The 21,946-nt window shown below is 66.7% G+C and carries 19 protein-coding genes and 1 tRNA gene; 11 read left to right on the top strand and 9 right to left on the bottom strand.

The window, feature by feature from the left end:
- Positions 1-64 precede the first annotated feature (64 nt).
- A complete protein-coding gene (gene nadC, locus OXG33_12500; GenBank protein ID MCY4114735.1) occupies positions 65-907 on the top strand; it encodes a carboxylating nicotinate-nucleotide diphosphorylase in 843 nt (280 codons plus the stop codon).
- A gap of 16 nt (positions 908-923) precedes the next feature.
- Here nadC and OXG33_12495 read toward each other — a convergent pair whose 3' ends face one another.
- Both OXG33_12495 and OXG33_12490 read right to left on the bottom strand, forming a co-directional pair.
- On the bottom strand, positions 924-1,535 hold the full coding sequence (locus OXG33_12495; GenBank protein ID MCY4114734.1) for a methylated-DNA--[protein]-cysteine S-methyltransferase: 612 nt from the start codon (positions 1,533-1,535) through the stop codon (positions 924-926).
- A gap of 4 nt (positions 1,536-1,539) precedes the next feature.
- A complete protein-coding gene (locus OXG33_12490) occupies positions 1,540-2,487 on the bottom strand; it encodes a MoxR family ATPase (GenBank protein MCY4114733.1) in 948 nt (315 codons plus the stop codon).
- Between the two features lie 131 nt (positions 2,488-2,618).
- Here OXG33_12490 and OXG33_12485 point away from each other — a divergent pair.
- Positions 2,619-2,692, top strand: a tRNA-Gly gene (locus OXG33_12485).
- A gap of 20 nt (positions 2,693-2,712) precedes the next feature.
- On the opposite strand, the gene OXG33_12480 is transcribed toward OXG33_12485, so the two are convergent.
- Positions 2,713-5,196: a hypothetical protein gene (locus tag OXG33_12480; GenBank protein ID MCY4114732.1), complete on the bottom strand. Its 2,484-nt coding sequence runs from the start codon at positions 5,194-5,196 to the stop codon at positions 2,713-2,715.
- Between the two features lie 133 nt (positions 5,197-5,329).
- On the opposite strand from OXG33_12480, the gene infC reads away from it, so the two are divergent.
- Together infC and aspS are read left to right on the top strand one after the other, a co-directional pair.
- On the top strand, positions 5,330-5,896 hold the full coding sequence (gene infC / locus OXG33_12475) for a translation initiation factor IF-3 (protein ID MCY4114731.1): 567 nt from the start codon (positions 5,330-5,332) through the stop codon (positions 5,894-5,896).
- 61 nt (positions 5,897-5,957) lie between these two features.
- Positions 5,958-7,760, top strand: a complete 1,803-nt coding sequence (gene aspS / locus OXG33_12470) for an aspartate--tRNA ligase (protein ID MCY4114730.1) — start codon at positions 5,958-5,960, stop codon at positions 7,758-7,760.
- On the opposite strand, the gene OXG33_12465 is transcribed toward aspS, so the two are convergent.
- The 4 genes from OXG33_12465 to OXG33_12450 form a co-directional block, all read right to left on the bottom strand.
- A complete protein-coding gene (locus OXG33_12465) occupies positions 7,757-8,464 on the bottom strand; it encodes an alpha/beta fold hydrolase (protein ID MCY4114729.1) in 708 nt (235 codons plus the stop codon). The two genes, aspS and OXG33_12465, sit on opposite strands and share 4 nt — an antisense overlap.
- Positions 8,461-10,305, bottom strand: a complete 1,845-nt coding sequence (locus OXG33_12460) for an ABC transporter ATP-binding protein (protein ID MCY4114728.1) — start codon at positions 10,303-10,305, stop codon at positions 8,461-8,463. The genes OXG33_12465 and OXG33_12460 overlap by 4 nt, the downstream gene beginning before the upstream one ends.
- A gap of 4 nt (positions 10,306-10,309) precedes the next feature.
- Positions 10,310-11,992: an ABC transporter ATP-binding protein gene (locus tag OXG33_12455; protein ID MCY4114727.1), complete on the bottom strand. Its 1,683-nt coding sequence runs from the start codon at positions 11,990-11,992 to the stop codon at positions 10,310-10,312.
- A gap of 86 nt (positions 11,993-12,078) precedes the next feature.
- Entirely contained in the window at positions 12,079-13,287 is a 1,209-nt protein-coding gene (locus OXG33_12450) for an AI-2E family transporter (protein ID MCY4114726.1), read from the bottom strand.
- Between the two features lie 159 nt (positions 13,288-13,446).
- Between OXG33_12450 and uvrC the strand changes: the two genes are divergently transcribed.
- Positions 13,447-15,390, top strand: coding sequence for an excinuclease ABC subunit UvrC (gene uvrC / locus OXG33_12445; GenBank protein ID MCY4114725.1), 1,944 nt, complete (start codon positions 13,447-13,449; stop codon positions 15,388-15,390).
- The gene (locus tag OXG33_12440; GenBank protein ID MCY4114724.1) at positions 15,387-16,289 is read left to right on the top strand and encodes an acetamidase/formamidase family protein; all 903 of its coding nucleotides are present in this window, start codon (positions 15,387-15,389) and stop codon (positions 16,287-16,289) included. Before uvrC ends, OXG33_12440 begins: the two co-directional genes overlap by 4 nt.
- A 191-nt stretch (positions 16,290-16,480) precedes the next feature.
- Here OXG33_12440 and gndA read toward each other — a convergent pair whose 3' ends face one another.
- A complete protein-coding gene (gndA, locus tag OXG33_12435) occupies positions 16,481-17,932 on the bottom strand; it encodes an NADP-dependent phosphogluconate dehydrogenase (protein MCY4114723.1) in 1,452 nt (483 codons plus the stop codon).
- Positions 17,933-18,224: 292 nt separating this feature from the next.
- Between gndA and OXG33_12430 the strand changes: the two genes are divergently transcribed.
- From OXG33_12430 to OXG33_12415, 4 genes are all read left to right on the top strand, one after another.
- Complete coding sequence (locus tag OXG33_12430; protein MCY4114722.1) at positions 18,225-18,851, top strand: DUF3105 domain-containing protein; 627 nt, start codon at positions 18,225-18,227, stop codon at positions 18,849-18,851.
- Positions 18,761-19,624 (top strand): metallophosphoesterase family protein, encoded by an 864-nt coding sequence (locus tag OXG33_12425; GenBank protein ID MCY4114721.1) that lies wholly within the window; start codon positions 18,761-18,763, stop codon positions 19,622-19,624. Before OXG33_12430 ends, OXG33_12425 begins: the two co-directional genes overlap by 91 nt.
- Positions 19,625-19,809: 185 nt before the next feature.
- Positions 19,810-20,112, top strand: coding sequence for a hypothetical protein (locus tag OXG33_12420; protein ID MCY4114720.1), 303 nt, complete (start codon positions 19,810-19,812; stop codon positions 20,110-20,112).
- Positions 20,109-20,552 carry a type II toxin-antitoxin system VapC family toxin gene (locus OXG33_12415; GenBank protein MCY4114719.1) on the top strand — a complete coding sequence of 148 codons (444 nt, stop codon included), beginning with the start codon at positions 20,109-20,111 and terminating at the stop codon, positions 20,550-20,552. Before OXG33_12420 ends, OXG33_12415 begins: the two co-directional genes overlap by 4 nt.
- Before the next feature lie 305 nt (positions 20,553-20,857).
- On the opposite strand, the gene OXG33_12410 is transcribed toward OXG33_12415, so the two are convergent.
- Positions 20,858-21,190: a hypothetical protein gene (locus tag OXG33_12410; GenBank protein ID MCY4114718.1), complete on the bottom strand. Its 333-nt coding sequence runs from the start codon at positions 21,188-21,190 to the stop codon at positions 20,858-20,860.
- A gap of 103 nt (positions 21,191-21,293) precedes the next feature.
- Here OXG33_12410 and OXG33_12405 point away from each other — a divergent pair, with 103 nt between their 5' ends.
- The gene (locus tag OXG33_12405) at positions 21,294-21,509 is read left to right on the top strand and encodes a hypothetical protein (GenBank protein ID MCY4114717.1); all 216 of its coding nucleotides are present in this window, start codon (positions 21,294-21,296) and stop codon (positions 21,507-21,509) included.
- The last annotated feature ends 437 nt before the right edge of the window (positions 21,510-21,946 follow it).

Below are 21,946 nucleotides of genomic sequence, written 5' to 3'. Positions count from 1 at the left end.
GGAAACCACTTGCAGGTCGGGCTAGGATGGCCCATCCGCCCGTCAATGGATGATGCAGCAACTGATGGCGACGCCGGAGCAGGCACCCGAGGCGATCCAAGAGGTCGTGCGCCGTGCATTGGCCGAGGACATTGGTCCGGGCGACGTGACGACCAACGCCGTCGTCGATGCGCACGGCAGCGTGGAAGCGCGGATGGCGTTCCGCGAACCCGGCATCGTGGCGGGAATGGCTGTGGCGCGCGAGGTGTTTTTCCAGCTGGATGCCGCGGCCGAGGTGCAGGCCGCCGCGGCCGACGGGGCGCGGGTCGGGGCCGCCGAAATAGCGGCCGTGGTGCGCGCTCAAACCCCCGCCATGCTCACGGGCGAGCGCGTCGCACTCAACTTTCTGCAACGCCTCAGTGGCATTGCCACCTTGACTCGGGCCTTCGTGGACGCCGTGCAAGGGACCGGGGTGCGCATCCTCGACACGCGAAAGACCACCCCGACGCTGCGCGCCCTGGAGAAGTACGCCGTGCGGACGGGCGGCGGCGCCAACCATCGCGCCGGGCTCTACGACGCGATCTTGATCAAGGACAACCACATCGCGGCCGCGGGGGATGTGGTCCGGGCCATTTCGCGCGCGCGGAGCGGAGCCCCGACCGGCATGGCGATCCAAGTTGAGGTCGAAACTCCCGACGAGGCAGCGGCGGCCGTTTTCGCGGGCGCGCACGCCCTGCTGTTCGACAACATGCCGGTGGCGGAGGTTGAGCGCGCCGTTGGGGTGGTCACCGGCGAGGTGCGCCTGGAGGTCACGGGCGGGGTGACCCTGTCGAACGTGCGGCAATATGCCGAGACCGGCGTCCACGATATTTCGGTTGGGGCGCTCACGCACTCGGCCCGCGCCATCGATATCGGGCTGGACTTCTAGGTAGCGGCGGTCGCCCTTACGCGCCGAGCATGGGCTGCATGCGCGGCCAGGCCGCTTCGTGATCGAGAAGCTTCTGCTTCACGCCGGTGCCGCGGACGTAGCCGCCCAGACCGCGTGAGCCGACGATGCGGTGGCAGGGGACGAAGATGAGGTTTGGGCTCGATCCGACGGCCCGGCCAATGGCCCGGGTCGCATGGGGGCTGCCGACCGCTCGGGCCAGCCAGGCATAGCTGCGAGTTTCGCCGAACGGCACGTCGCGGATGGCGTCCCAGGTGCGGCGCTGAAAGTCGGTGCCTGCTCGGTGGTCCAGGGCGACGTCCAGGCGCTGGCGCCCGGACGTGAGGTACTCCCACAACTCTTCGAGCGCTTGGCCGGCCGTCTGGTAGGCGGCGCGTCCCGCGACCGGCCACTGGTCATGCTCGGCGCGCCGTCGGCGCAAGCGCTGCGCCCCTCGTGACCGGGTGCGCGCGGCCCCTGACGTCTGTTGCAGGGCGGTGACGCAAGCCGCTTCGCGGCTGTGTGCCAGCGTCGCGCCCACCAGCCCGACTTCGCTGGCCGCGACGCCGCACCAACCCCAGCCATCGATGGTCCTGACGGCGAGGGCGAACTCGAGGAAACCGTCGGTCATGTGGTCAGGCGGCGCTTGCTCCGGGGACTGGCAGTGTATCCAGCACCTCCCGCACCACGTCGCGGGTGTCGACGCTGCGAATTCGGGCGGCCGGGCTCACGATGACCCGGTGGGACAGCACCGCCACGGCCAGGTCCTTCACGTCGTCGGGAATCACATAGTCCCGGCCGCGCATCGCCGCCAGCGCCTGGCTGCCGCGATAGAGAAACAGGCTGCCTCGTGGACTGGCTCCAAGGTAGACCTCGCCATGGTCGCGGGTGGCCCGCACGAGATCGACGATGTACTCGTGCACCAGTTGGTCGATGTAGATTTCCCGCACGGCAGCTTGCGCCGCCAGGATCGTGTCGACGTCGGCCACCTGCCGCACCTCGGTCAGCGGATGGGTGTGCTGCTGGGCGCCGAGGACCTCGACCTCGTCGGATCGATCCGGGTACCCCAGGTTGACGCGCAGGAAGAAACGGTCGAGCTGGGCCTCCGGCAGCGGGAAGGTGCCCTCGTACTCGATGGGGTTTTGCGTGGCCATGACCAGGAATGGGCTGGGCAGCGTGTGAGTCACGCCGTCGACGGTGATCTGGCGTTCCTCCATGGCCTCCAGCAGCGACGATTGCGTCTTGGGGGTGGCGCGATTCACTTCATCCGCCAGCAGGATCTGCGACATCACCGGGCCGGCGCGGAACTCGAACTCCTGCGACTTCTGGTTGTAGATCGTCACGCCCGTCACGTCGCTGGGCAGCATGTCCGGCGTGAACTGCACGCGGCTGAACGTGAGGCCCAGCGACTGCGCCATGGCCTTGGCCAGCGTCGTCTTTCCGACCCCCGGCACATCCTCGATCAAGATATGCCCGTTGCTCAGCAGGGCAACGACGGTGAGTTCAACGGCGTCGCGCTTGCCGACAATGACCCGATTGACGCTATCGGAGACGCGCTGCGCAACTGTGCCGATGTCATCCATGTGGTGCTCGCTCACGTGAGGGCTGGTCCCGCCCGCGCCAAGCCAGCGAGCCGCACTATACCCGAAGCGGCCCCAGTTGACGGCGGTTCGGACGCGCGTGAAGCTTGGGGCGCCGGGCGGGCCCGTTCCCGGCGGGGATAGTTGAGTGGCCCAACGTGGGCTTCCCAAGCCCAAAACGCGGGTTCGATTCCCGTTCCCCGCTCCATCGTCAGTTCAGCGGCGCGTCTAGGCGCCCGTGCCGTCGGCGAGGCGCGGGAGGACGAACTGACGCAGCCTGTCCTTGCCAAGCACGATCATGCGCCCGTCGATTTCACTGACCCAGAGCCCGCGAATATCGCCGAAAAAGTCATCCGAGCCGGCGTATTTGAACTGCCGGACGAAGGTGCCCGCGGTTCCCTCGCGCTTGTCGATTTCGACGATGCGCTTGTTGGATACGTCGGCCAGGAACAGACTCTCCGACTCGGCGTCGGTGAAAATCCGGGACGCGCGCAGCGCGTCACCCTCGAGCCCGGTGATGGTGAAGCCGATCTGGGAACCGCCGCGGAACCTCAGAATCGATCCGTCCTCGAGCAGGACATAGATGTCGCCGTCGATCGCGAAGTCAATGGCCGTTGAGATGTCGATTTCATCCCGAGCGTCCAGATAGCTCGTTGGCCCCAGCTCATATCCGCCTGCCGTCCACTGGTATTTGAAGATCGTGTTCGCGCCTGGGTCAAGCACATAAAGATTGTTGTTGAAGTTGTCGAAGGCCACCGGGGTCCGCCACTCCTCGGTGCCGGTGATGCGCAGCAGGCGCGCCGTATCGCTCTCATCGATGCTGAAAATGTTGTATCGATTGTCGATGACGATTGGGCTCAATGATCGGTCGATGACGGCGATCAAATCCTGAACGGTCACCGAACCGACGACGTCGCCCTTCCTGAGCAGTGACACGCCTTGGCGCGCGGTCTCATAGGACAACAGCTGATCCGAAATAGCATCGATCACATATTTCGAGTCCAGTCGAACATCAAGGGCTTCCACCGCACTGCCGATGCCTGCGCTATCGAACTCGTCGATGGTTGAGCTTGGAACGATCTTGTAAACGCGATTGATGCGTTCTTCCTCACGCGTGATGTCGTCGAGGAGACGGTTGATGTCCTGATCGAGCAGCCGGGCGGTGTCTGCCGATAGCGCTTGATTCGCCAAGTCTTCGGCGTCGCGCAGCATCAACAGTGTGGCGGCGCGGCCCTCCTCGGGCCCGCGGTCTCGCGCCTCGCGGAACAGATCCTCGGCCTGGGTGAGCAGCTCCGTGGCCCGTGAGCTTGACTCAACGGGTTGAAAATTGCCCGGAGTGGTTGTGGCAGCCGGCGCCGGACCGTCGGCCGGGGGCGTTTCGATGAGATCGCTCTCAGCCGGCGCAGGCGAGTTTCGGAGAATCAGCACCACCGCCATGACCACGAGTAACGCCAGCGACAAGCCGAAGAGGAGGGTGCCCGGCCCTGGGAACGAGCGCCGGCGGCGGACCAGCAGCGGATCGCGGTGTCCCTGCAAGTCGGCGCCTACGTATTCGAGCGGGCGCGCCGTCGGCGCCGCATCGACCGGGGACCGCTGGACGCTGGGACCTGCGGCCCGAAGGTCACGCAGGCTCTCCCAGTCGTCGCTAAGCTGATCGGCCGGCGGCTCCGGCGCGGCAGCTTGCGGCTGAACGCGGCGGTTGCGGCCTCTGCCGGTAACGAGATCAACGAGCGCACGCACCCCCACCATCGGCAGCACCACAATGAGCGTGATGAGCGTAACGGGCAGCGCGACAATCCGCTGTGCCAGTGTTTTCCTTGGCGCCGACGCCGCCCGATGTCGCGAAAGGTCGGACTGGGCTTCGGCGGCGTAGGGCCCACCTGTCTGAACGCGCCTCCCGAGACTCGGGTCCGCTTGACGCGGCCACTCCGGGCTGGCGGCGGGCGACTGGCTCGCCGGCTCGCTGTCGTAGCCGAGCTCCGGGTCCTCGTCGTCCAGGGAGCCGATGGGGGGCACGCCCCTCGCTGCGGGGGAATGCCTGTCACCCGTCGGGACTCCACGGGCCGAGATGTCCGCGAACTGCACGACCAAGACCTCGCACTGTTGCCCGCCGCGCTGGGCGATGAGGGCGCACATGTCATACGCCGCTTCCTGGGCCGAGCGCCGGCCCAGCATCCCGCGGATTTCACGTTCCGTGAGTTCATGCCGGAGGTCCGTCGACGCCAGAACCAGGCAGTCACCGTCCTGAAGCTGCGCGCGAAACAGGTCGACCTCCTGCTCAACCTCAAGACTGGATTGGTATGCGGAGTCGAGATCGGGCTCGTTGGGAAGAGCATTGATCGTGCCGTTGCGCAAGAAGAAGACCTGCGTGGGCATGACTTGGGCGATGTAGACGATGCCGTCGGCGATGACGGCCCCCGTGGCGCCGACGATCGCCGCCGCCTCGCCCGGGTCGGCCGCCACGGCGACGCTGTACGACGCTTGCCGCATGCCGCTGACCAACGCCGCGGCGATGTCATCGGGCTCACCTGAGAAGTAGGCGGTGGTCGCAGTGCTGGCAAAGGTGCGGCCCTGGCGGTCCGTGCCGCCTTGCACCACGACATAGAGGTCCCCGAGTGCGGCTTGAGCCGTCGGTGCACGGGCAACCTGGATTCGGGGGCTGTCGTGGCGGGGTGTGCCGCCTCTCAGGCTTGCCTGGCCAGTGTCAACCAAGCGCAGCTATTTCCTTCGAGCTGTGGGACCGGGCGCGCCGTGCGGCCGATCCTGCGGTTGCTAAGTGCCCCGGTCCTCATATGCTAGCGTTAATCGAAGTATTGGTTGACGCGACGCGCCTCGGCGCAAGGAGTTGTCTCTGCGAGCCCCCCACCATCGATTTGCGGAACAGCGGACCCGACCCAAGGGCCCCCGGGTCAACGATGAGATCCGGATCCGCGAAGTTCGCTTGATTGACGAAGACGGTCAGCAGATCGGAATAGTTCCGACAGAGCAAGCCCTGGCAGTGGCGCGGGGGCGTGGGCTCGACTTGGTGGAAGTTTCGCCGGACGCCCGTCCGCCGGTCACGAAGATCCTTGACTACGGCAAATTCAAATACCACCAAACACGCAAGCAGGGTGAAGGCAAGAAGCGCCAAAAGGCCGGCACGGTCAAGGAAGTTCGATTTCGTCCGGCCACTCGTGAGCACGATTTGGAATTCCTCATCCGCCGACTAGAACGCTTTCTCAAAGATGGGAACAAAGTGAAGGCCACGGTTCGGTTTCGCGCTCGCGAACGCATTCATCCCGAGTTCGGGGTCCGAATTCTCGAACGCGTCAAGCAGACGCTGGCCGATAGCGGGGTGGTCGAGCGGGACATCATGCCCGAGCAGGACGGCCGGGTGCTCAGCGTGATCATGGCGCCGAGCGGGCGAGCCTAGGCAGCGCTCCCCAGCTTTCAGACACAGCCGCGCCGTGACTTCTGCTGAACGACCCGCTCCGCTGCGCGCCACGTGGCCGCAGCGCACGCATACGTGCGGCGCATTGCGACTCGCGCACGCCGGCCAGGCCGTCACGCTCAACGGCTGGGTGCACCGTCGCCGCGACCAGGGCGGGCTGATCTTCATCGACCTGCGCGACCGCTACGGCATCACGCAGATCGTGATCAACCGCGACGAGGCGCCGGAAGCGCACGCGGCCGCCAGCCGCGCGCGATCGGAATTCGTGCTCAGCGTGTCCGGACCGGTTCGCGAGCGACCGCAAGGCACCGCCAATCCCGACCTGGCCACGGGCGACGTCGAGCTTGGCGTGCAGGCCGTGACGGTGCTGGCGGAGTCCAAGGCGCCGCCGTTCGAGATCACGGCCGAGACGAACGTGGACGAAAGCGTCCGGCTGCGCTACCGGTATTTGGACCTGCGCCGGCGGCGTCTGCGTGAGCTCATCGAGCTGCGCCACAAGGTCGTGCGCGAGATGCGAGAGTATCTGTGGGCGCGCGATTTCCTGGAGTTGGAAACGCCGACGCTCGTCCGCAGCACGCCCGAGGGCTCGCGTGACTTCGTCGTGCCCAGTCGGCTGCATCCCGGGAACTTTTACGCCCTGCCGCAGTCGCCCCAGCAGATGAAGCAGCTGATCATGGTGGCCGGACTGGACCGCTACTTCCAGTTGGCGCGCTGCTACCGGGACGAGGACCTGCGGGCGGACCGCGTGTTCGAGCACACCCAGCTCGACATCGAGATGGCCTTCGTGGAGCGCGAGGACCTGCTGGAACTCATTGAGTCGCTGTATCTGCACATCGTCGACAAGCTGTCGTCGCAGGCGCTTGCGGAGGTTCCGTTCCCGCGAATCACTCACGCGGAGGCGATCCGCCGGTTTGGCACTGACAAACCCGACGTGCGCTTCGGCCTCGAGCTGGTGGACGTGGCCCCGGATGTCTCCGGTCGCGGCTTCCGCGCGTTCGACGACGCCGTCGCCGACGGCGGACAGGTCAAGGCCGTGGTGGCGCCCGGCATCGCCGGCTACTCGCGGCGCGAGGTGAGCGCGTTGCAGGACATCGTGCAAGAGGCCGGCGCGGCTGGCATGGCGACTATTGCGTTGAACGACGATGGCTCCATCCGCTCACCGCTGGTCCGGTTCTTCGGCGAGGACGCGCTCCGCGAGGCGGCGCGGAACGCCGGCGCAAACCAGGACGATCTTGTCTGCATCGTCGCCGGATCCGCGCCCGTCGTGGCCGAAGCTCTCGGGGCCCTGCGTCTGCATCTGGGCCGAGCCCTGGGCTTGATCCAGCCGAACCAGTTGGCGTTCGTGTGGATCATCGACTTTCCGCTCTTCGAGATCGACGAGGAAACCGGGGGCTTCACGTTCAGCCATAACCCGTTTTGCTCGCCGGCCGACGATTCATTCGATCTTCTCTACACGGACCCGGGGCGCGCGCTGTCCAAGCAATACGACTTGATTTGCAACGGGCACGAGATCGGCGGCGGCAGCATCCGCGCCCATCGCGCCAAGGACCTGCGGCGCATCTACCAGGTGATGGGCTACAGCGACGCGGAGATTGATGACAGCATCGGCCACATGTTGGACGCGTTTACCTACGGCGCGCCGCCGCACGGCGGCATCGCGATGGGCGTGGATCGGCTGGCGATGCTCCTTGGGGGCACCGAAAACCTGCGCGACGTCACCGTGTTTCCCAAGAACCAGGCCGGATTCGACCTCATGCTTGGAGCGCCCGGGCCGCTGGCGCCGGAGCAATTAGACGAGCTGCATCTGATGGTGCGCGGCGAGCAGGAAGAGTCCCCGGCGGACTAGCCGCGGCCCGAGGGCTCCCGCGGCGGGGCCGCGTCTAGCCGGGCATTGAGCCACCCACGAATGTCGTTCAGCTCCTCGGGAGCGATGCGGTGGGCGACTGAGTATTCGCGGTAGGTGACGTCGGCGCCCTTGGCGATCAGGACGTCTCGGGCCTTGTGGCCCTCGGTCACGGGGATGAGTGGGTCGGCATTGCCGTGTCCGATGAAGACGGGCAGGTCGTCGAGCCTTCCGCCTTCGGCGCATACCACCGACTCGGGCAGGTACCCACTCAGCGCGACGACGCCGGCCAATCGCCTGGGATCGGTGGAGGCCGTGGCCAGCGACATCACCGCGCCTTGACTGAAGCCGAGCAGGAATACGCGGTCTGCATCGACCGGGTAGCCCGCGACAACCTCATCGATGAACTCTCGCAGCCGGGCCAAGCTCGGCTCGAAGGTCACGGGATCGGGATCGCCAATGTCGTGCATGTCGTACCACGCGTAGCCGATGCCGAATGGACCGGGGAGCGCGTAGGGCGCTTGCGGGGACACCACCAGCAGGTCTTCGCGACCCAGTTCGTTCGCCAGTGGCAGAAGGTCGTGCGCGTCGGCCCCGCGCCCGTGCAGCAGTACGAGCAGCGCGCAGGTCTCCGAAACCGTCCGCGGCGGGGCGATGAGGTGATCCAGAGGAGCCGAAATGGGATTCCAGCCTCCGGGCACCATCATGAATCCCTGGCCGCGCGGCGCGCGGTGGCGCTGTCAAGCTCGTCCATCGTGCCAAGACCCAGCGTATGCAGGCCGTGATACAGACCGCCGTGGTCGAGCAGCTCGTCGTGCGTGCCGCGCTCCACGATTCGCCCGTGTTCCAGGACGACGATCTCCGTTGCCCGCTGCACCGTCGAGAGGCGGTGGGCGATCACGATGGCCGTCCGGCCGGCCATGAGGGTCTCGAGGCCTCGCTGAATGTACGCCTCGGTCTGGGCATCCACGGCGCTCGTCGCCTCGTCCAACACCAGTACGCGCGGATCCAGCAGCAGCGCTCGGGCGAAGGACACCAGCTGCCGCTGCCCAATCGAGAGGCCGCCGCCGCGCTCTTCGACCTGCGTGTCATAGCCAAACGGCAGCGACTCCACGAAGTCGTGCAGCCCAACCGCCTTCGCCGCGGCGATAACCTCGTCGCGCGTTGCCGTCGGTCGGCCATACGCAATGTTGTCGTGGACGCTTCCGCTGAATAGCGTTGGCTCTTGCAGCACCAGGGCCATGCGCCGTCGGAGCGATTGCTGGGTCACGTGGCGCACATCGTGACCGTCGACCGTGATCGAGCCTGACGTCACGTCGTAGAAGCGAAACAGCAGGTTGATGGCGGTGGTCTTGCCGGCGCCGGTCGCCCCGACGAGCGCGATCATGTCGCCCGGGCGCGCGTGCAGCTCGAAGTCGTGGAGCACCGGCGACTCGGGGTCGTAGCCGAAATTCACTTGCCTGAACTGGATCTCCCCCCTGATTTCCCCGAGGTCTTGCGCGTCGGGGGCGTCGATGATCTCCGGCTCGATGTCCAGGATCTCGAAGACGCGTTCACCCGAGGCCAGGGCGCCCTGCAGCGTTTCGTAGCGTGCGGCGAGCTCCTGGATTGGGGCGAAGAAGCGCTCGATAAACAGCGCGAACGTGGCCACCAGACCCACCGTCAGCCCGTCAATCCCATCAATCACGAAGCTGCCGCCGAACCAGAGCACCAGGCCGGTGGCGATGGCGGTGAACACCTCGACCACGGGCACGGTGGCGGACGAGATGGTGAATGTGCGGAGCTGCGCCTGGAGCTGCGACTGGTTGACCACGTCGAAACGCTCGAGATTCACCGCCTCCCGGGCAAAGGCTTGCGTGATGCGCATGCCGAGCACTGACTCGGCGAGCACGCCGTTGAGCGTCGAGGTGCGGGCTCGCATGGTTCGGTACCACCGACGCGCCAGGGCGGCCACGAGCCGCGCGCTGACGTACAGCAGCGGCGTCACCACCAGGCACAGCAGGGTGAGCTGCCAGCTCAGCAGGCTCATGGCCACCAAGATGCCGACAAGCATGGCCACGTCGGCCGCGGCGCCAAGCACGCCTTCGGTGAGCACCTCGCCGATCGCTTCGATGTCCGACACGACGCGGCTGATCAGGCGTCCGGTGATCTGGCGGTCGAAGAATCCAAGCGAGAGGCGCTGATACTGCCGAAAGACCCCCGTGCGCAGGCGATGCAGCAGCTGGTTCCCGAGACGTGCGGTCAACTGCCGCTGGACGCCCAGGGCGATTCCGTGGCCGAGCGTCACCGCCGCGTAGGCGACGACCGCGAACAGCAGCACGTTCCCGTCATTCGCCAGTACGCCGTCGTCGATCGCGCGTCCGATGATGATGGGCTGCAGCACGCCGAACCCGGCGACGGCCAGGAGCGCCGTGAGCGCGATGCTCATGCGACGGCGGTCGGCGGCCAGCAGTCCAAGCAGCCGTCGGGCCACACGGGCGCCGAGGCCGGCAACTTCCGCCGACTCCTCGGCAAACGTGCCGCGGGCGTTCGCGCCGCTCAGGGCCATCGCGCTACCTCTCGTCCGGAAGGGCGGCTGCGCGCCCGGAGCTTTGGGAATTGATTGCGGAGTGACGCTGCCGCTGCACAAGGTCGTGATAGAAGCCCGGGCGGGCGGCCAGCTCGTCGTGCGTGCCGTGGTCGGTCACGCGGCCGTCCTCGATGACGAGAATCCGGTCGGCGCCTTGGACGGAGCTGACGCGCTGGGAAATGACGAACGTGGTGCGCCCGCGCGCCCGCGCCCGCAGGGCTTCCTGGATGCGGCGTTCGGTCTCCGTGTCCACGCTGGCCGTCGCATCGTCGAGAATCAGCACCGGCGCCTCGGTGAGCAGCGCACGGGCGATGGTCACCCGCTGCCGTTGGCCGCCGCTGAGTCCCACGCCGCGCTCCCCGACGACGGTTTCGAATCCCTCGGGCAGGTCTTCGATGAAGTCAAGCGCTTGGGCGTCGCGCGCGGCGGCGACGATGCGATCGGTGTCCGCCCCGGGATCGCCATAGGCGATATTGTTTCGGACGGTGTCCGAGAACAGCATGGCGTCCTGCGGGACGATGGCCACGTGTCGCCGCAGGGTCGCCAGGTCGAATTGGCGCACGTCGACGCCGTCGAGCCGCACCGTGCCCGCGGTCGCGTCGTAGTAACGCGGAATGAGCTGGACCAGACTGCTCTTGCCGGACCCTGTGGGCCCCACGATTCCTATGACCGAGCCTGCCGAAACTTCGGCGTTGACTTCGCGCAGCACTGGCTCCCGGCGGCCGTAGGACAGATTCACGCCGTCAAGCTCAACCCGGCCGTCCACCCGGTCCGGCGCGTGACCGTTTGGCGGCGAGGCAATACGCACGGGCTCATCCAGCAGCTCGAAGACGCGTCCCCCCGACGCGATGGCGATGGCAATGCGCTGCACCACGAATCCCAGCTGCTGCGTGGGCGGAATCAGCCGGGCGAAGTAGTAGTAGAACGCCACCAGCACGCCCACGGAGACGGCGCCTTCGAGCGCCATTCGTCCGCCGACGCCGAGCACGATGACCGTGCCAATGCCGGCGACGGCCAGCATGGCGGGCATCAGCCGCGCGCGAAGCTGCGCGGGACGCATGGAAAGGTCGAACAGGTCGCTGGCCGAGCGGTCGAAGGCTTCAATTTCTGCGTGCTCCTTGGCGAACGCCTTCACCACCCGCACGCCGTTCAGGTTTTCCGACAGTACCCGGGTCAGGGCGGCTTGCTGCTGCTGGATGCGCTGCCACATGGGTCGCACCACGCTCCCGTACCAAATGGACATGCCCGCCAAGACCACAAGCACGGGAACGATCATCAGCGTGAGCGTGGCGCTGGTGACGGCCATGCCCACGATGATCGCGACGTATAGCCCGAGAATGCGCACCGTCTCGGTCACACCCACGCCGGCGAACATCCGGGCGCGGTTAAGGTCGCTGACGGCCCGGGTAATGATGTCGCCGCTGTCCACGCGGTCGTAGTAGCTGAACGGCAGGCGCTGCAGGTGCGCGTAGAAGTCGAGGCGCATGCGGGACGCCACCCGCGTTTCGTACACCCGCATGGTCATACGGGTGAAAAAGAACCCGGCGCCGCGCACGAAGATGAGCGCGGCGGTCAGGCCCACCAGCGCGGCGAGGCGCGTCCGGTCGCCGGCCCCAATGCCCTCGTCGATGACGCGCGCGATGACCTGCGGTATCAGCAGGTCCATGGCGGTGGCGACGCCCCACATGGCGAGCGACAGCAGCGCCCAACGCCAATGCGGCCGGACATATTTGAGAATCCGGACGAGCGACCTTATGCGCGAACCCCTTGCGAAGGCTCTTTGGCCTCTTCGGGCAGCGTGGCGCCGTTGGCACCGTCGGCTTCCTCCGCCGGCGCCGCGGCTGGCTGCGGCGCCGGCTCGTCCGGGTGCTCATGCAGGCGGGCTTGCGCGTGGAGCACCTCGAGGGCGCCCCAGCGCAGGAACGTCCAGATTAGGGCGCCGATCGGAATGCCGAACACGATGCCCCAGAATCCGGCCGCTACCCCGCCAATGATCACGCTCAGAATCACGATCAGCGGATTGACCCCGAGGGCGGTGCCCATGACCCGCGGCTTGACGATGTTCTCGATGACGAGCGAGAGCACGGCCACGCTGATGCCAACCCAGATCGCCAGATCGACGCGAATGGTTAGGGCCATCACGATAGGGAGTCCGATGCCGGCCGCGAGGCCAACGAACGGGATGAACATGAGCAAGCCCGTGGCAACGGCAACCAGTAGGCCGAACGGCATGTCGGCGATGAAGAAGATCAGGACCACCGCGCCGCCCCAGATGGTCGACGCCACGGCCTGGCCGCCGAGCCAGCCGCCGAACGTGCGCTCGGCGGAGCGAATGCCGCGGTCGAATCGCGCGCGCCACTCGGCGGGCAATTCGCGGCGCAGCCGCTGCAGGTTCATATCCCATCCCAGCAGGATGTAGAACGAAATGATCAAGGTGAGGATGGCCAGACCGAGCCCGCCGAGCACGGCTCCCGTCGACGCCAAGATTCCGGCGGCGATGTCCTGACCGAGCGTGATGATCTGTGCATTGAAGCCGGTGACCACCTCGGTCACGGTGTCCTGGGGCACGCCCCATTGCAGCAGCTGCGCGCGCAGGTTCTCAAGGATTTGCGTGGCATTCGCGGCGCCCGCCGTCAGGTTTCCGGCGGCCCGGCCGATTTCGGCGAACAGCGGCGGCAGGATGAAAAAGGCGGAAAGGGCGGTGATACCGGCGATCACGAGATAGACGATGGTGGCTGCCAGCAACCGTGGTATCCGGAAGCGGCGCATGAATCGCACGGGCTCCAGCGCGATGAGGTTGATGATCCAGGCCAGCAGCAGCGTCACGACCAAGGCCGCGAAGTTCCCGACAAGTCCCCAAAGAAACTGCAAGAGCCAAATGCTGGCGACAACGATCCCCAGAACGAACAGGATCGTCCGCAGACGCAGGTAGTTCACGCGCGCGTGGGCTCGGCGACCCACGAAACCGGTCGACTGTGCGGCATTCTACCCGCGCGGGCGGCGTTTCCCGTGCGCTTTCCCGTCAATTCTCGGTCGGGCCGAAGGCCGGTCGCGATGTCATCGCACTAGAATCGACCCAGGAAACGCCTGCTCTCGTGCCAGACAAGGAGATTGCCCAGCGTGACCCCCGCGGTCAGCGCCGCCGTTGAAGAAAAGCTCGCCGGGCTGCCCGACGCGCCCGGTGTCTACCTCATGCGTGGCGCGCAGGGCAACGTGGTGTACATCGGCAAGGCGCGCTCCCTCCGCAGCCGCGTGCGCAGCTATTTCCGGCGCGGCGACCACTCGACCAAGACGGTTTCCCTTGTGCAGCGCGTGGCAGATCTCGAGGTGATCGTCACCGATTCCGAGGTCGAGGCCCTCTTGCTGGAGAACAACCTCATCAAGGAGCACCGTCCGCCATTCAACGTCACCTTTCGCGACGACAAGGGATACCTCTACGTCAAGATCACGGTCGGTGAGACGTACCCGCGCGTCGGGACGACTCGCCGAATCCTCAGGGACGGCGCGCTCTATTTCGGACCGTTCACCAGCGCCAAATCGGTGCGACAGACGCTCAAGCTGCTCAACCGGCTGTTTCCCTACCGCACGTGCACCATCGACATGGGCACGCCGATCCCACGGCCGTGCCTGAAATTTCACCTCGGCCTGTGCATTGCGCCTTGCACGCGCTATTGCACCGTGGAGGAGTACGCGGCGGTCGTGGACGGTGCGGTTGGATTCATGCGCGGCGACTACGACCACGTGGTGGAGCAACTCACGGCCCAAATGTGGAGCGCCGCCGAGTCCCACGACTACGAATCCGCCGCCAAGCATCGCGACCGGCTCAAGGCGATTGACAAGGTCGTCGCCGAGCAGAAGATCACCGATCTGCGCGGCGGCCAGATCGACGTCATCGCCGCGGCGCGCGAGGGGCGCGAGGCCCAGGCAACCGTGCTACGAATCCGCGGCGGGAAGATGATCGGGCGCGGCGCCTACGAGCTGGCGGTGACGGGCGAGGAGACGGACGCCGAGATGCTCGACGACTTCGTGCGTGAGTACTACGACCGCGCGCCCGAGGTGCCGCTCTTGGTGCTCACATCGGCGCGGCTTTCGGATCCGGAGCCGCTGGCCGCGTGGCTGAGCACCCTGCGCGGCGCGAAGGTTGAGGTCCGCGCCCCGCAGCGCGGCCAAAAGCGAAAGCTCGTGGCCATGGCCGCCCGCAACGTGCGCGACACGCTGCAGATCGAGCGGGCTCGCTGGCTCAACTCCGGCCGCAAGCTTCGGCAGGCGCTGCTCGAAATCGGCACGGCGCTGGGGCTCGAGCGTCTGCCGCGGCGCATCGAGGCCTACGACATCTCCCACATCCAAGGGTCCTTGGTTGTGGGCTCGCTCGTGGTTTTCGAGGACGGCGTGGCCAAGAAGGGCAAGTATCGGCGCTTCAAGATCCGAAACCAGCCGGGCAACGACGACTTCGAATCCATGCGGGAAGTGCTGCGACGCCGCTTTGCGCGTTATACCAAGGTCGCCGGAGAGGCTTCCGACACCAGCCTGGGGGCGCGTGCGCTGGCTGTTGTCCCGCTGCGGGAGATGGACCCTGACACGGACTTGCCCGCGCCGACCAACGTGACGGCGGGCTCGAGCAGCGAATGGGGTTCAGCGCCGGACCTGGTGCTCATCGACGGCGGGAAGGGCCAGCTGAGCGCGGCGCTGGATGTGTTCCGGGAGTTCGCCATCGATCCGGCGGAAATGCCGTTGGCCGCGATCGCCAAACAGCACGAGGAGCTGTTCGTTCCCGGACGCTCGACTTCGATTCGGCTCCCCCACGACAGCGATGGCATGCGACTCGCGCAGCGAATTCGCGACGAGGCGCATCGCTTCGCGGTGAGCTTTCACATCAAGCTGCGCACCAAGAAGGGGCGGCGATCGATCCTGGACGAAATCCCGGGCATCGGCCCGAAGCGCAAGCGGGCCCTGATTCGCGCCTTCGGGTCGCTCGATCAGATTCGTCAAGCATCGGCGACGGAACTCGCCACCGTCGACGGCATGACCGCCAGCGCCGCGCGGGCGTTGAAGGAGGCCCTGTGAATTCAGAAGTAGAGCGCCAGCGCATCTCCGCGCGCCATGCGACCTGCGAATTCGACGCCGACGCGTCGCCGGTCGTCTGGGTTCCGTCGCACGCCCGTCTCACCGTCGAGGCCCGAGACGCCTACGACGGGCATTGCGACGACCTCGATGTCGACGCCTTTGCCCGCCGACGCACCCCCGGCAGCATGAACCCGTGCACGGGACCGATCGGGGTGAGGGATGCGGCGCCCGGCGACACGCTGCGGGTGGCGATCGAGGCGATTCGGCTCGCGCCGCGCGGATACGTGGCGGCGCTGCCGGGCACTGGCATCCTTGGCGATCGGCCGGTGGATCCGGGAATTGAGCCCTTTGACGTGGAAGGCGAAGCCGTCCGGTTCGCTGGCCGAGTCCGTCTGCCGGCCCGCCCGATGGTGGGCACGATTGGCGTGGCGCCGGCCGGGGGCAGCATCATGACCCTCAGCCTCGGGGACCACGGCGGCAATTTGGACTTCAACGAGATCGCCGCGGGCACGACCGTGTATCTCCCGGTGCGAGCGCCGGGCGCGCTTTTCGGCATCGGCGACGTCCACGCCACCATGGGCGACGCCGAGGCGCACTCCGGGGTAAACATCACCGCCGAGATCGACGTGACTTTGGACGTGCTGCGCGGTGAGTCCCTGGAACGGCCCTGGTTCGAGACGGCCACGCATGTGATGACCGTGGGCGTCGCCGACGACCTCACGGAAGCGCTGCGACAGGCCACGTCCGCGATGGAGGAGCGGTTGGTGCGCGACCTCGGCGTGACGCCAACCCAGGCCCGCATGCTTTCGGGGGCGGCCGTGGACCTGAGATTGGGCCAAGCCGGGGGCTATGGCGTGCCAGTGAGCGCCTACGCCCGGTTTCCGAAGTCGGCCCTCTAGCGATGTCGGCCTAGCACCGCACCATGCCGGGGCCACAGGCAGTCGGAAGCAAACGGGCGCCCACGAGGGGCGCCCCTACAGGGAAACCGGCCACCGAGGGGCCAGGAGTCGGCTGATGTAGGGGCAGCCCTGTGTGGCTGCCCTGAACGCCTCGGTACACCTTAGGCGACATGGGGCCGGCCCGCGCCGTGCTAGGAGTCGACCGGATCGCTGCCGGCGGCGCCGGTCTCTGCCCCTTCCTCCCATTGCGTGTGGAACACGCCATCCCGGTCGAGGCGCCGGTAGGTGTGCGCGCCAAAGTAGTCGCGCTGGGCCTGCGTGAGGTTCATCGGCAGACGGTCGGAGCGGTAAGCGTCGTAGTAGTCCAGCGAAGCGCTCATGGCGGCGAACGGCAGTCCGGCGTTCTTGGCGCTGATTACGACCCGGCGCCAGCCCTCGTCTGCTTCGGCCAACTGCGCACGGAACTCCTCGTCCAGCAAGAGATTCACCAGCGACGGGTCGGCGGTGAATGCCCGCTGGATGTCTCCTAGCAAACGGGCGCGAATGATGCAGCCGCCCTTCCAGATGCGCGCCAGCTCGGCGAGTTCGAGCTCGTAAGCGTAGGACTCGGACGCGGCCCGCAGCAGGGAGATGCCCTGGGCATACGAGCACACCTTGGCGGCGTATAGCGCCAGGCGCACGGATTCGACGAGGCCATCGAAGCGTTCGATCCGCGGGGCGCCCTGTGGGCGGAGCACCGGCGCCGCCGCGACGCGTTCGTCCTTGAGCGCCGAGATGTGGCGCGACCACACGGCGGCGTCGATGGTTGGGATTGGCGTCCCCAGATCGAGCGCGTCGCGTGACGTCCAGCGACCGGTGCCCTTCTGGCCGGCCTGATCGAGAATGGCATCGACCAGGAAACCGTCGCCCTCGGCGTCCCGCACCTTGAAGATGTCCGCCGTGATTTCAATCAGATAGGACTCGAGGTCGGACTCGTTCCAGGCGGCGAAAATGCCGGCCAGCTCGTCGGGTCGATAGCCCGCCGCGGCCAGAAAGCTGTAGGCCTCGGCGATGAGCTGCATGTCGCCGTATTCGATGCCGTTATGGACCATCTTGACATAATGTCCAGCGCTTCGGCGCCCCACGTGGGTCACGCAGGGGCCGTCGTCCACCTGTGCCGCGATCCGCGTGAGGATGGGCGCTAGACGCGCATACGCATCCTCGTCGCCGCCGGGCATGATTGAGGGGCCGTAGCGCGCGCCCGTCTCGCCGCCGCTGATGCCGGTTCCCAGGTAGTGCATCCGGGCGCCCTCGACCACGTCGATGCGGCGCTCGGTATCGGCGTAGAAGGAGTTTCCGCCGTCCACGATAGTGTCGCCGGGATCCAGTAGCGGGATGAGCTGGTCGAGCACCGCATCGACGGCGCGGCCGGCATCGACCATTAGGATCACCCGCCGCGGCCGCTCCAGGGCGGCGACGAAGTCCTCCAGACTCTCGACCCCCTGGATGTCAGTGCCGGACGCCTCGCGCTCCAGGAAATGCGTGGTCCGGCTGTAGGTGCGGTTGTAGACCGCGAGGGGAAAGCCGCGCGAGGCGATATTGAGGGCGAGGTTTCGACCCATGACGCCCAGGCCGATCAATCCGGCGGCTGCGGTGGCAGGCATGTCGCGGTGGTCCTCTCAGAGCGTTATGTGCACTGGTGGTGCCTGGCGCCATTATCCGCTCGCCCTGAGCGAAGTCGAAGGGCGCCGTTCATGGTTCGACAAAGCCTGTCCTGAGCTTGCCGAAGGGCTCACCACAAACGGCGCTTACGCATGTGGCCATCCGAGGGACGTGGCTTCATCCCCCGGCGGGCGATGTAAGGGCGCCTCTCGTGGGCGCCCGTATTTCCGCGTCCCGGCCGGCCAAGCAGCCGGTGGCACAATCGCATGAACCAAGTGTCAGACGGGAGACGCCGTGGCGAGGCGACGCGGGTCCAGGGCGGCGGTCAAACTCGAACGTCGCCGGGAGGCGCGTCAAGAGCGGCAGCGCATCGCGCGACGTCGCCGCTGGCTGCGGCGCTCGCTGATTGGCAGCGGCGTGTTGCTCGCGGTGGGCGGCGTCGCCGCGCTGATCGTTCTCTTGATCGTTTCAAACACGCCGTCCGCCGAAGTTGCCGCCCGGCGCGTCCGGATCGACGACGAAGGCCGCCTGCACGTCCCCGTGGGGACGCCCATTGAGTACGCCAACGTTCCCCCGGCGTCAGGAACCCACTACCCCATCGGCGCGCCCTACGGGGTCTACGAAGAGCCGGTCGAGGAAGGTCTGTGGGTGCACAACCTGGAGCACGGGGCCATTGCGGTGCTGTATCGCTGTGACACCGACTGTGACGAGGTGGTGCCGCAGCTGGAGGCCATTCATCAGGACCTTCCCAACGGGGCATTCGGCGAGGTGAAGCTGATCGCGATGCCGTATGCGGGACTGGCGCCCAAGTTCATGCTGGTGGCCTGGCATTGGCAGGAGCCGATGGACAGCCTCGATCCCGACCGCGTGCGCGAGTTCTACCGCGACTTCGTGGACCGTGGACCGGAGGCCGCGCCATAGCTCAGTCGCCCAACCTGCGCTTCGCCATCCTCAGCGACGCCCACATGATCTCGCCCGGCGCCCCGCCGCAGCATGGCGCGGACGCACGCGAGAATTTGAAAGCGGCGGTTCGCGCGCTGGCCGGCGTTCGTCCGGCGCCGCAGCTCGTCGTGCATCTGGGCGACCAGACGAGCACGTCCAGCCCGGCGGCCTATGCCGAATTCGTGCGCATCACGCATGACGTAGCCATGCCGCAACTCTTCGTGCAGGGAAATCACGACGACGGCAGGATGCTGGCCGACGCGCTCGCGCTCCCGAATGACGTCGAGCCCGCGGGAGCGCCCGGCGGCTACTACGCGCTCGTCCGCGGCGGGGTGCTGCTGGTGGTGCTCAATTCCAACCCTGTTGGCGGCGCCGTCGGGGGGCGTCTGGGCGCCGAGCAACTCGCCTGGCTCGATGGCACGTTGGACGCCCGTAGCGGTGAGTCAGCCGTGCTGTTCGTCCATCACCATTGCCATCCAATTGGCATCGATTGGCTGGACCGCGTGATGCTGACAAATGCTGCCGCTCTCATGGCCGTCCTGGAGCGCCACGACCGCGTGCTGGGCGTCTTCTCGGGTCACGTGCATCGGCGCACGAGCGACACGGTGAATGGCATTCGGAGCGAAACGGCGCCATCGACCTGGATAACCCTCGGCCCGGATCAATCCAATCCGCACGCCAACGCCCAACAGGGATTCCTGGTGGTGGACGTGAACGACGACGGGCTGTGCATCACCGAGGTACCGATCTGAGCTAGAGCGGGGCGCGCGGTGAAGCTTCGGGCTGGTTCGTTGTGGCAACTCGGTGATCCAACGGGTGGTCGGCGCTAACTGTGAGGCTGTCGAAGGTCTGCGCATTCGAGATTCGTTGGGCGTACACGCTTTTCCGTATTTGCACTATGCTTCGTGATAACCCGTATCGTCGGGAAGGGGCACCCATGCCAGCCCGGAAGAAGCGATTGACCCTGGACCTGGAGGCCGGCTTTCAGCGCCGCTTGAAGGTCATGGCCGCGCTCAAGGGCGTCAGCATGCGTGGGTACTGTCAGGCCGCTATCGATCGGGAGTTGACAAGGGACGAGGCCAACGGCGCGAGCGAATTGCTGTCCGACAAGCCCGACCACGAACGGTTCGCAGAACTTCAGACGGAGATCTTCGGGGAAAAGACTCTACCCGGAAATTCCGTCGACCTGATTCGCGAGGTTCGCGAGATTAGGGATGCCCAGATGGAGCGGTGGGCGTGAGCGGACATGTCGTCGTCGATGCGAGCGTGGCCGTCAAGTGGTTGGTGAGAGAGGAGCACACTGACAGGGCTTTGGCGATTCTCAGTGCATGGCATGACGATGAGGTCACCCCGGCCGCTCCCTACCTGCTGCCCTTCGAAGTCGCCAACGCGCTCCATCGAAGGGTGATTCGCGACCAGTTGAGCGTCGGAGACTCCGCTCGCATGATCTCGCAGTTGCTTAGCTCGCGGCTTGAGTTGCACCAGACGCAAGAGCTACACGTCAGAGCCCTGGAGTTGGCAACCGAACTTCAACAGGGCGCGGTCTACGACACCCACTACTTGGCGCTGGCAGAAGAGTTTGGCTGCGAGTTGTGGACCGCCGACGAGAGATTCTGCCGCGCAGCAAGCCAGGCTTCCCGGAACGTTCGTTGGATCGGAGATCCCGGCGTCCTCGGTTAGCCCCGGCAAACCGGCGGGGAGGTCGGACGGGCCTGATTTGGAGCCCATTGCAGAAACGGTCGACATCCCACGTCCAAGGCTCGGATCACCCTTACCGCCGGGTTAAGTCTGGGGAAGGCTCTAGCCCACTCCCCACAAGTGACGTGTGCGTAAGAGGGAAGGACGACGCATGCGTCGCCCCTACGCGCGGCTGATTGGTCCTGTGGTACTGGATTCCGGCTCAGGCCGGAATGACGAATCCCGAAGGACCGGAATGACGGAGGGGCCGGCGCGTGGGACGGGTCGCCGTGCCGGCAGCGGTGCGCTCAGCCTTGCGGCGGTGGCAAGCCGAGGTAGCGCTGGCCTGCGACCTGATCGAGATCGCACTTTCCTCTTCGATCGGCCTCGAGGTCGTGCGCGGCTTGCTCGCTGGCGGCCATGGTCGCCAGCGAGCGATCGAGGTTCGCCGAGAGCCGTTCATACGACTGCTGCAGCCGCGCGACCCTGGCGGGATCGGCCTGGCCGGAGTTGTGAGCGGTGAGGTAGTCATTCCACGCCGTGCTGCTCGTGGCGGTGCCGGCCTGATAGAACTTGTGCGCGGCGGTGTAGCTATCCGCGAGGGCCTCGCACTCCGCCTCGGGGTTGCCAAGCGCCGGCACTGGGATTAGTCCGGGAACCTCCGATCGCGGCGCCCGCGAGCCAGGGCCCCGTGAACCCGTGTCCGGCTCGCGGGTTCGAGTCGGCGCGGCGGTCGGAGTGGGGGTGGCTGCGACGCTCACGGCTGGCGTGGAGGTGGGCGACGGCGCGGCAGTTGGTACGGGAGTGGCTGATGCGCTCACGGCTGGCGTGGAGGTGGGCAACGGCGCGGCGGATGGTACGGGAGTGGCTGATGCGGTGACAGCCGGCGTGGACGTGCGGGACCACCCGGCGGTTGGTGTGGAAACGGCCGATGCCGTTTCGGCTGGTCTGGACGTCTGAGACCACCCGGCGATCGGTGGGGGAGTGACTGGCGCGGTCAATGCTGGCGCCGGAATGTTGAATGGCTCCCCGGCCGGTCCGGGAGCGGCCGCCTCCGGGACGCGGAACCAGGCAGCTCCGGGGGCGGGAACGACTAGGGCCTGGCCGGTCGGAATTTGCTCAACGCGGTCGCCGACGCAGGCGCTCTGCACGCCAACACCGACCACGAATGCGACCAACAGAACCGCGGAGACACGGCGCACGGACTGACGCTCCATGCCTCCCGCCGCGCGACCATCACTCCGACGACCGCGCCTGGGTACCTTACCACGAGAATTTCCCGTTGCTTCCGGTAATGGCCCAAATTTGGTCCGTCATTCCCTCGTCCGCTCCCTCTCCCGTGGGAGACCTTTGAATTATTGGGGGCGGGGCGCGTGGGGAAGGGCCTCGGCACCGCC

The sequence above is a fragment of the Chloroflexota bacterium genome (assembly GCA_026708035.1).
Taxonomy (GTDB): domain Bacteria; phylum Chloroflexota; class UBA11872; order UBA11872; family UBA11872; genus JAJECS01.
Note: the sequence above shows the minus strand (reverse complement) of the source record. Positions and strands in the feature narration are given on the sequence as shown.

Coding starts and splice junctions, on each gene's coding strand:
- nadC (MCY4114735.1), top strand. CDS start 65: ATGGCGACGCCGGAGCAGGCACCCGAGGCGATCCAAGAGGTCGTGCGC.
- OXG33_12495 (MCY4114734.1), bottom strand. CDS start 1,535: ATGACCGACGGTTTCCTCGAGTTCGCCCTCGCCGTCAGGACCATCGAT.
- OXG33_12490 (MCY4114733.1), bottom strand. CDS start 2,487: ATGGATGACATCGGCACAGTTGCGCAGCGCGTCTCCGATAGCGTCAAT.
- OXG33_12465 (MCY4114729.1), bottom strand. CDS start 8,464: ATGATGGTGCCCGGAGGCTGGAATCCCATTTCGGCTCCTCTGGATCAC.
- OXG33_12460 (MCY4114728.1), bottom strand. CDS start 10,305: ATGGCCCTGAGCGGCGCGAACGCCCGCGGCACGTTTGCCGAGGAGTCG.
- OXG33_12455 (MCY4114727.1), bottom strand. CDS start 11,992: ATGGACCTGCTGATACCGCAGGTCATCGCGCGCGTCATCGACGAGGGC.
- gndA (MCY4114723.1), bottom strand. CDS start 17,932: ATGCCTGCCACCGCAGCCGCCGGATTGATCGGCCTGGGCGTCATGGGT.
- OXG33_12420 (MCY4114720.1), top strand. CDS start 19,810: ATGCCAGCCCGGAAGAAGCGATTGACCCTGGACCTGGAGGCCGGCTTT.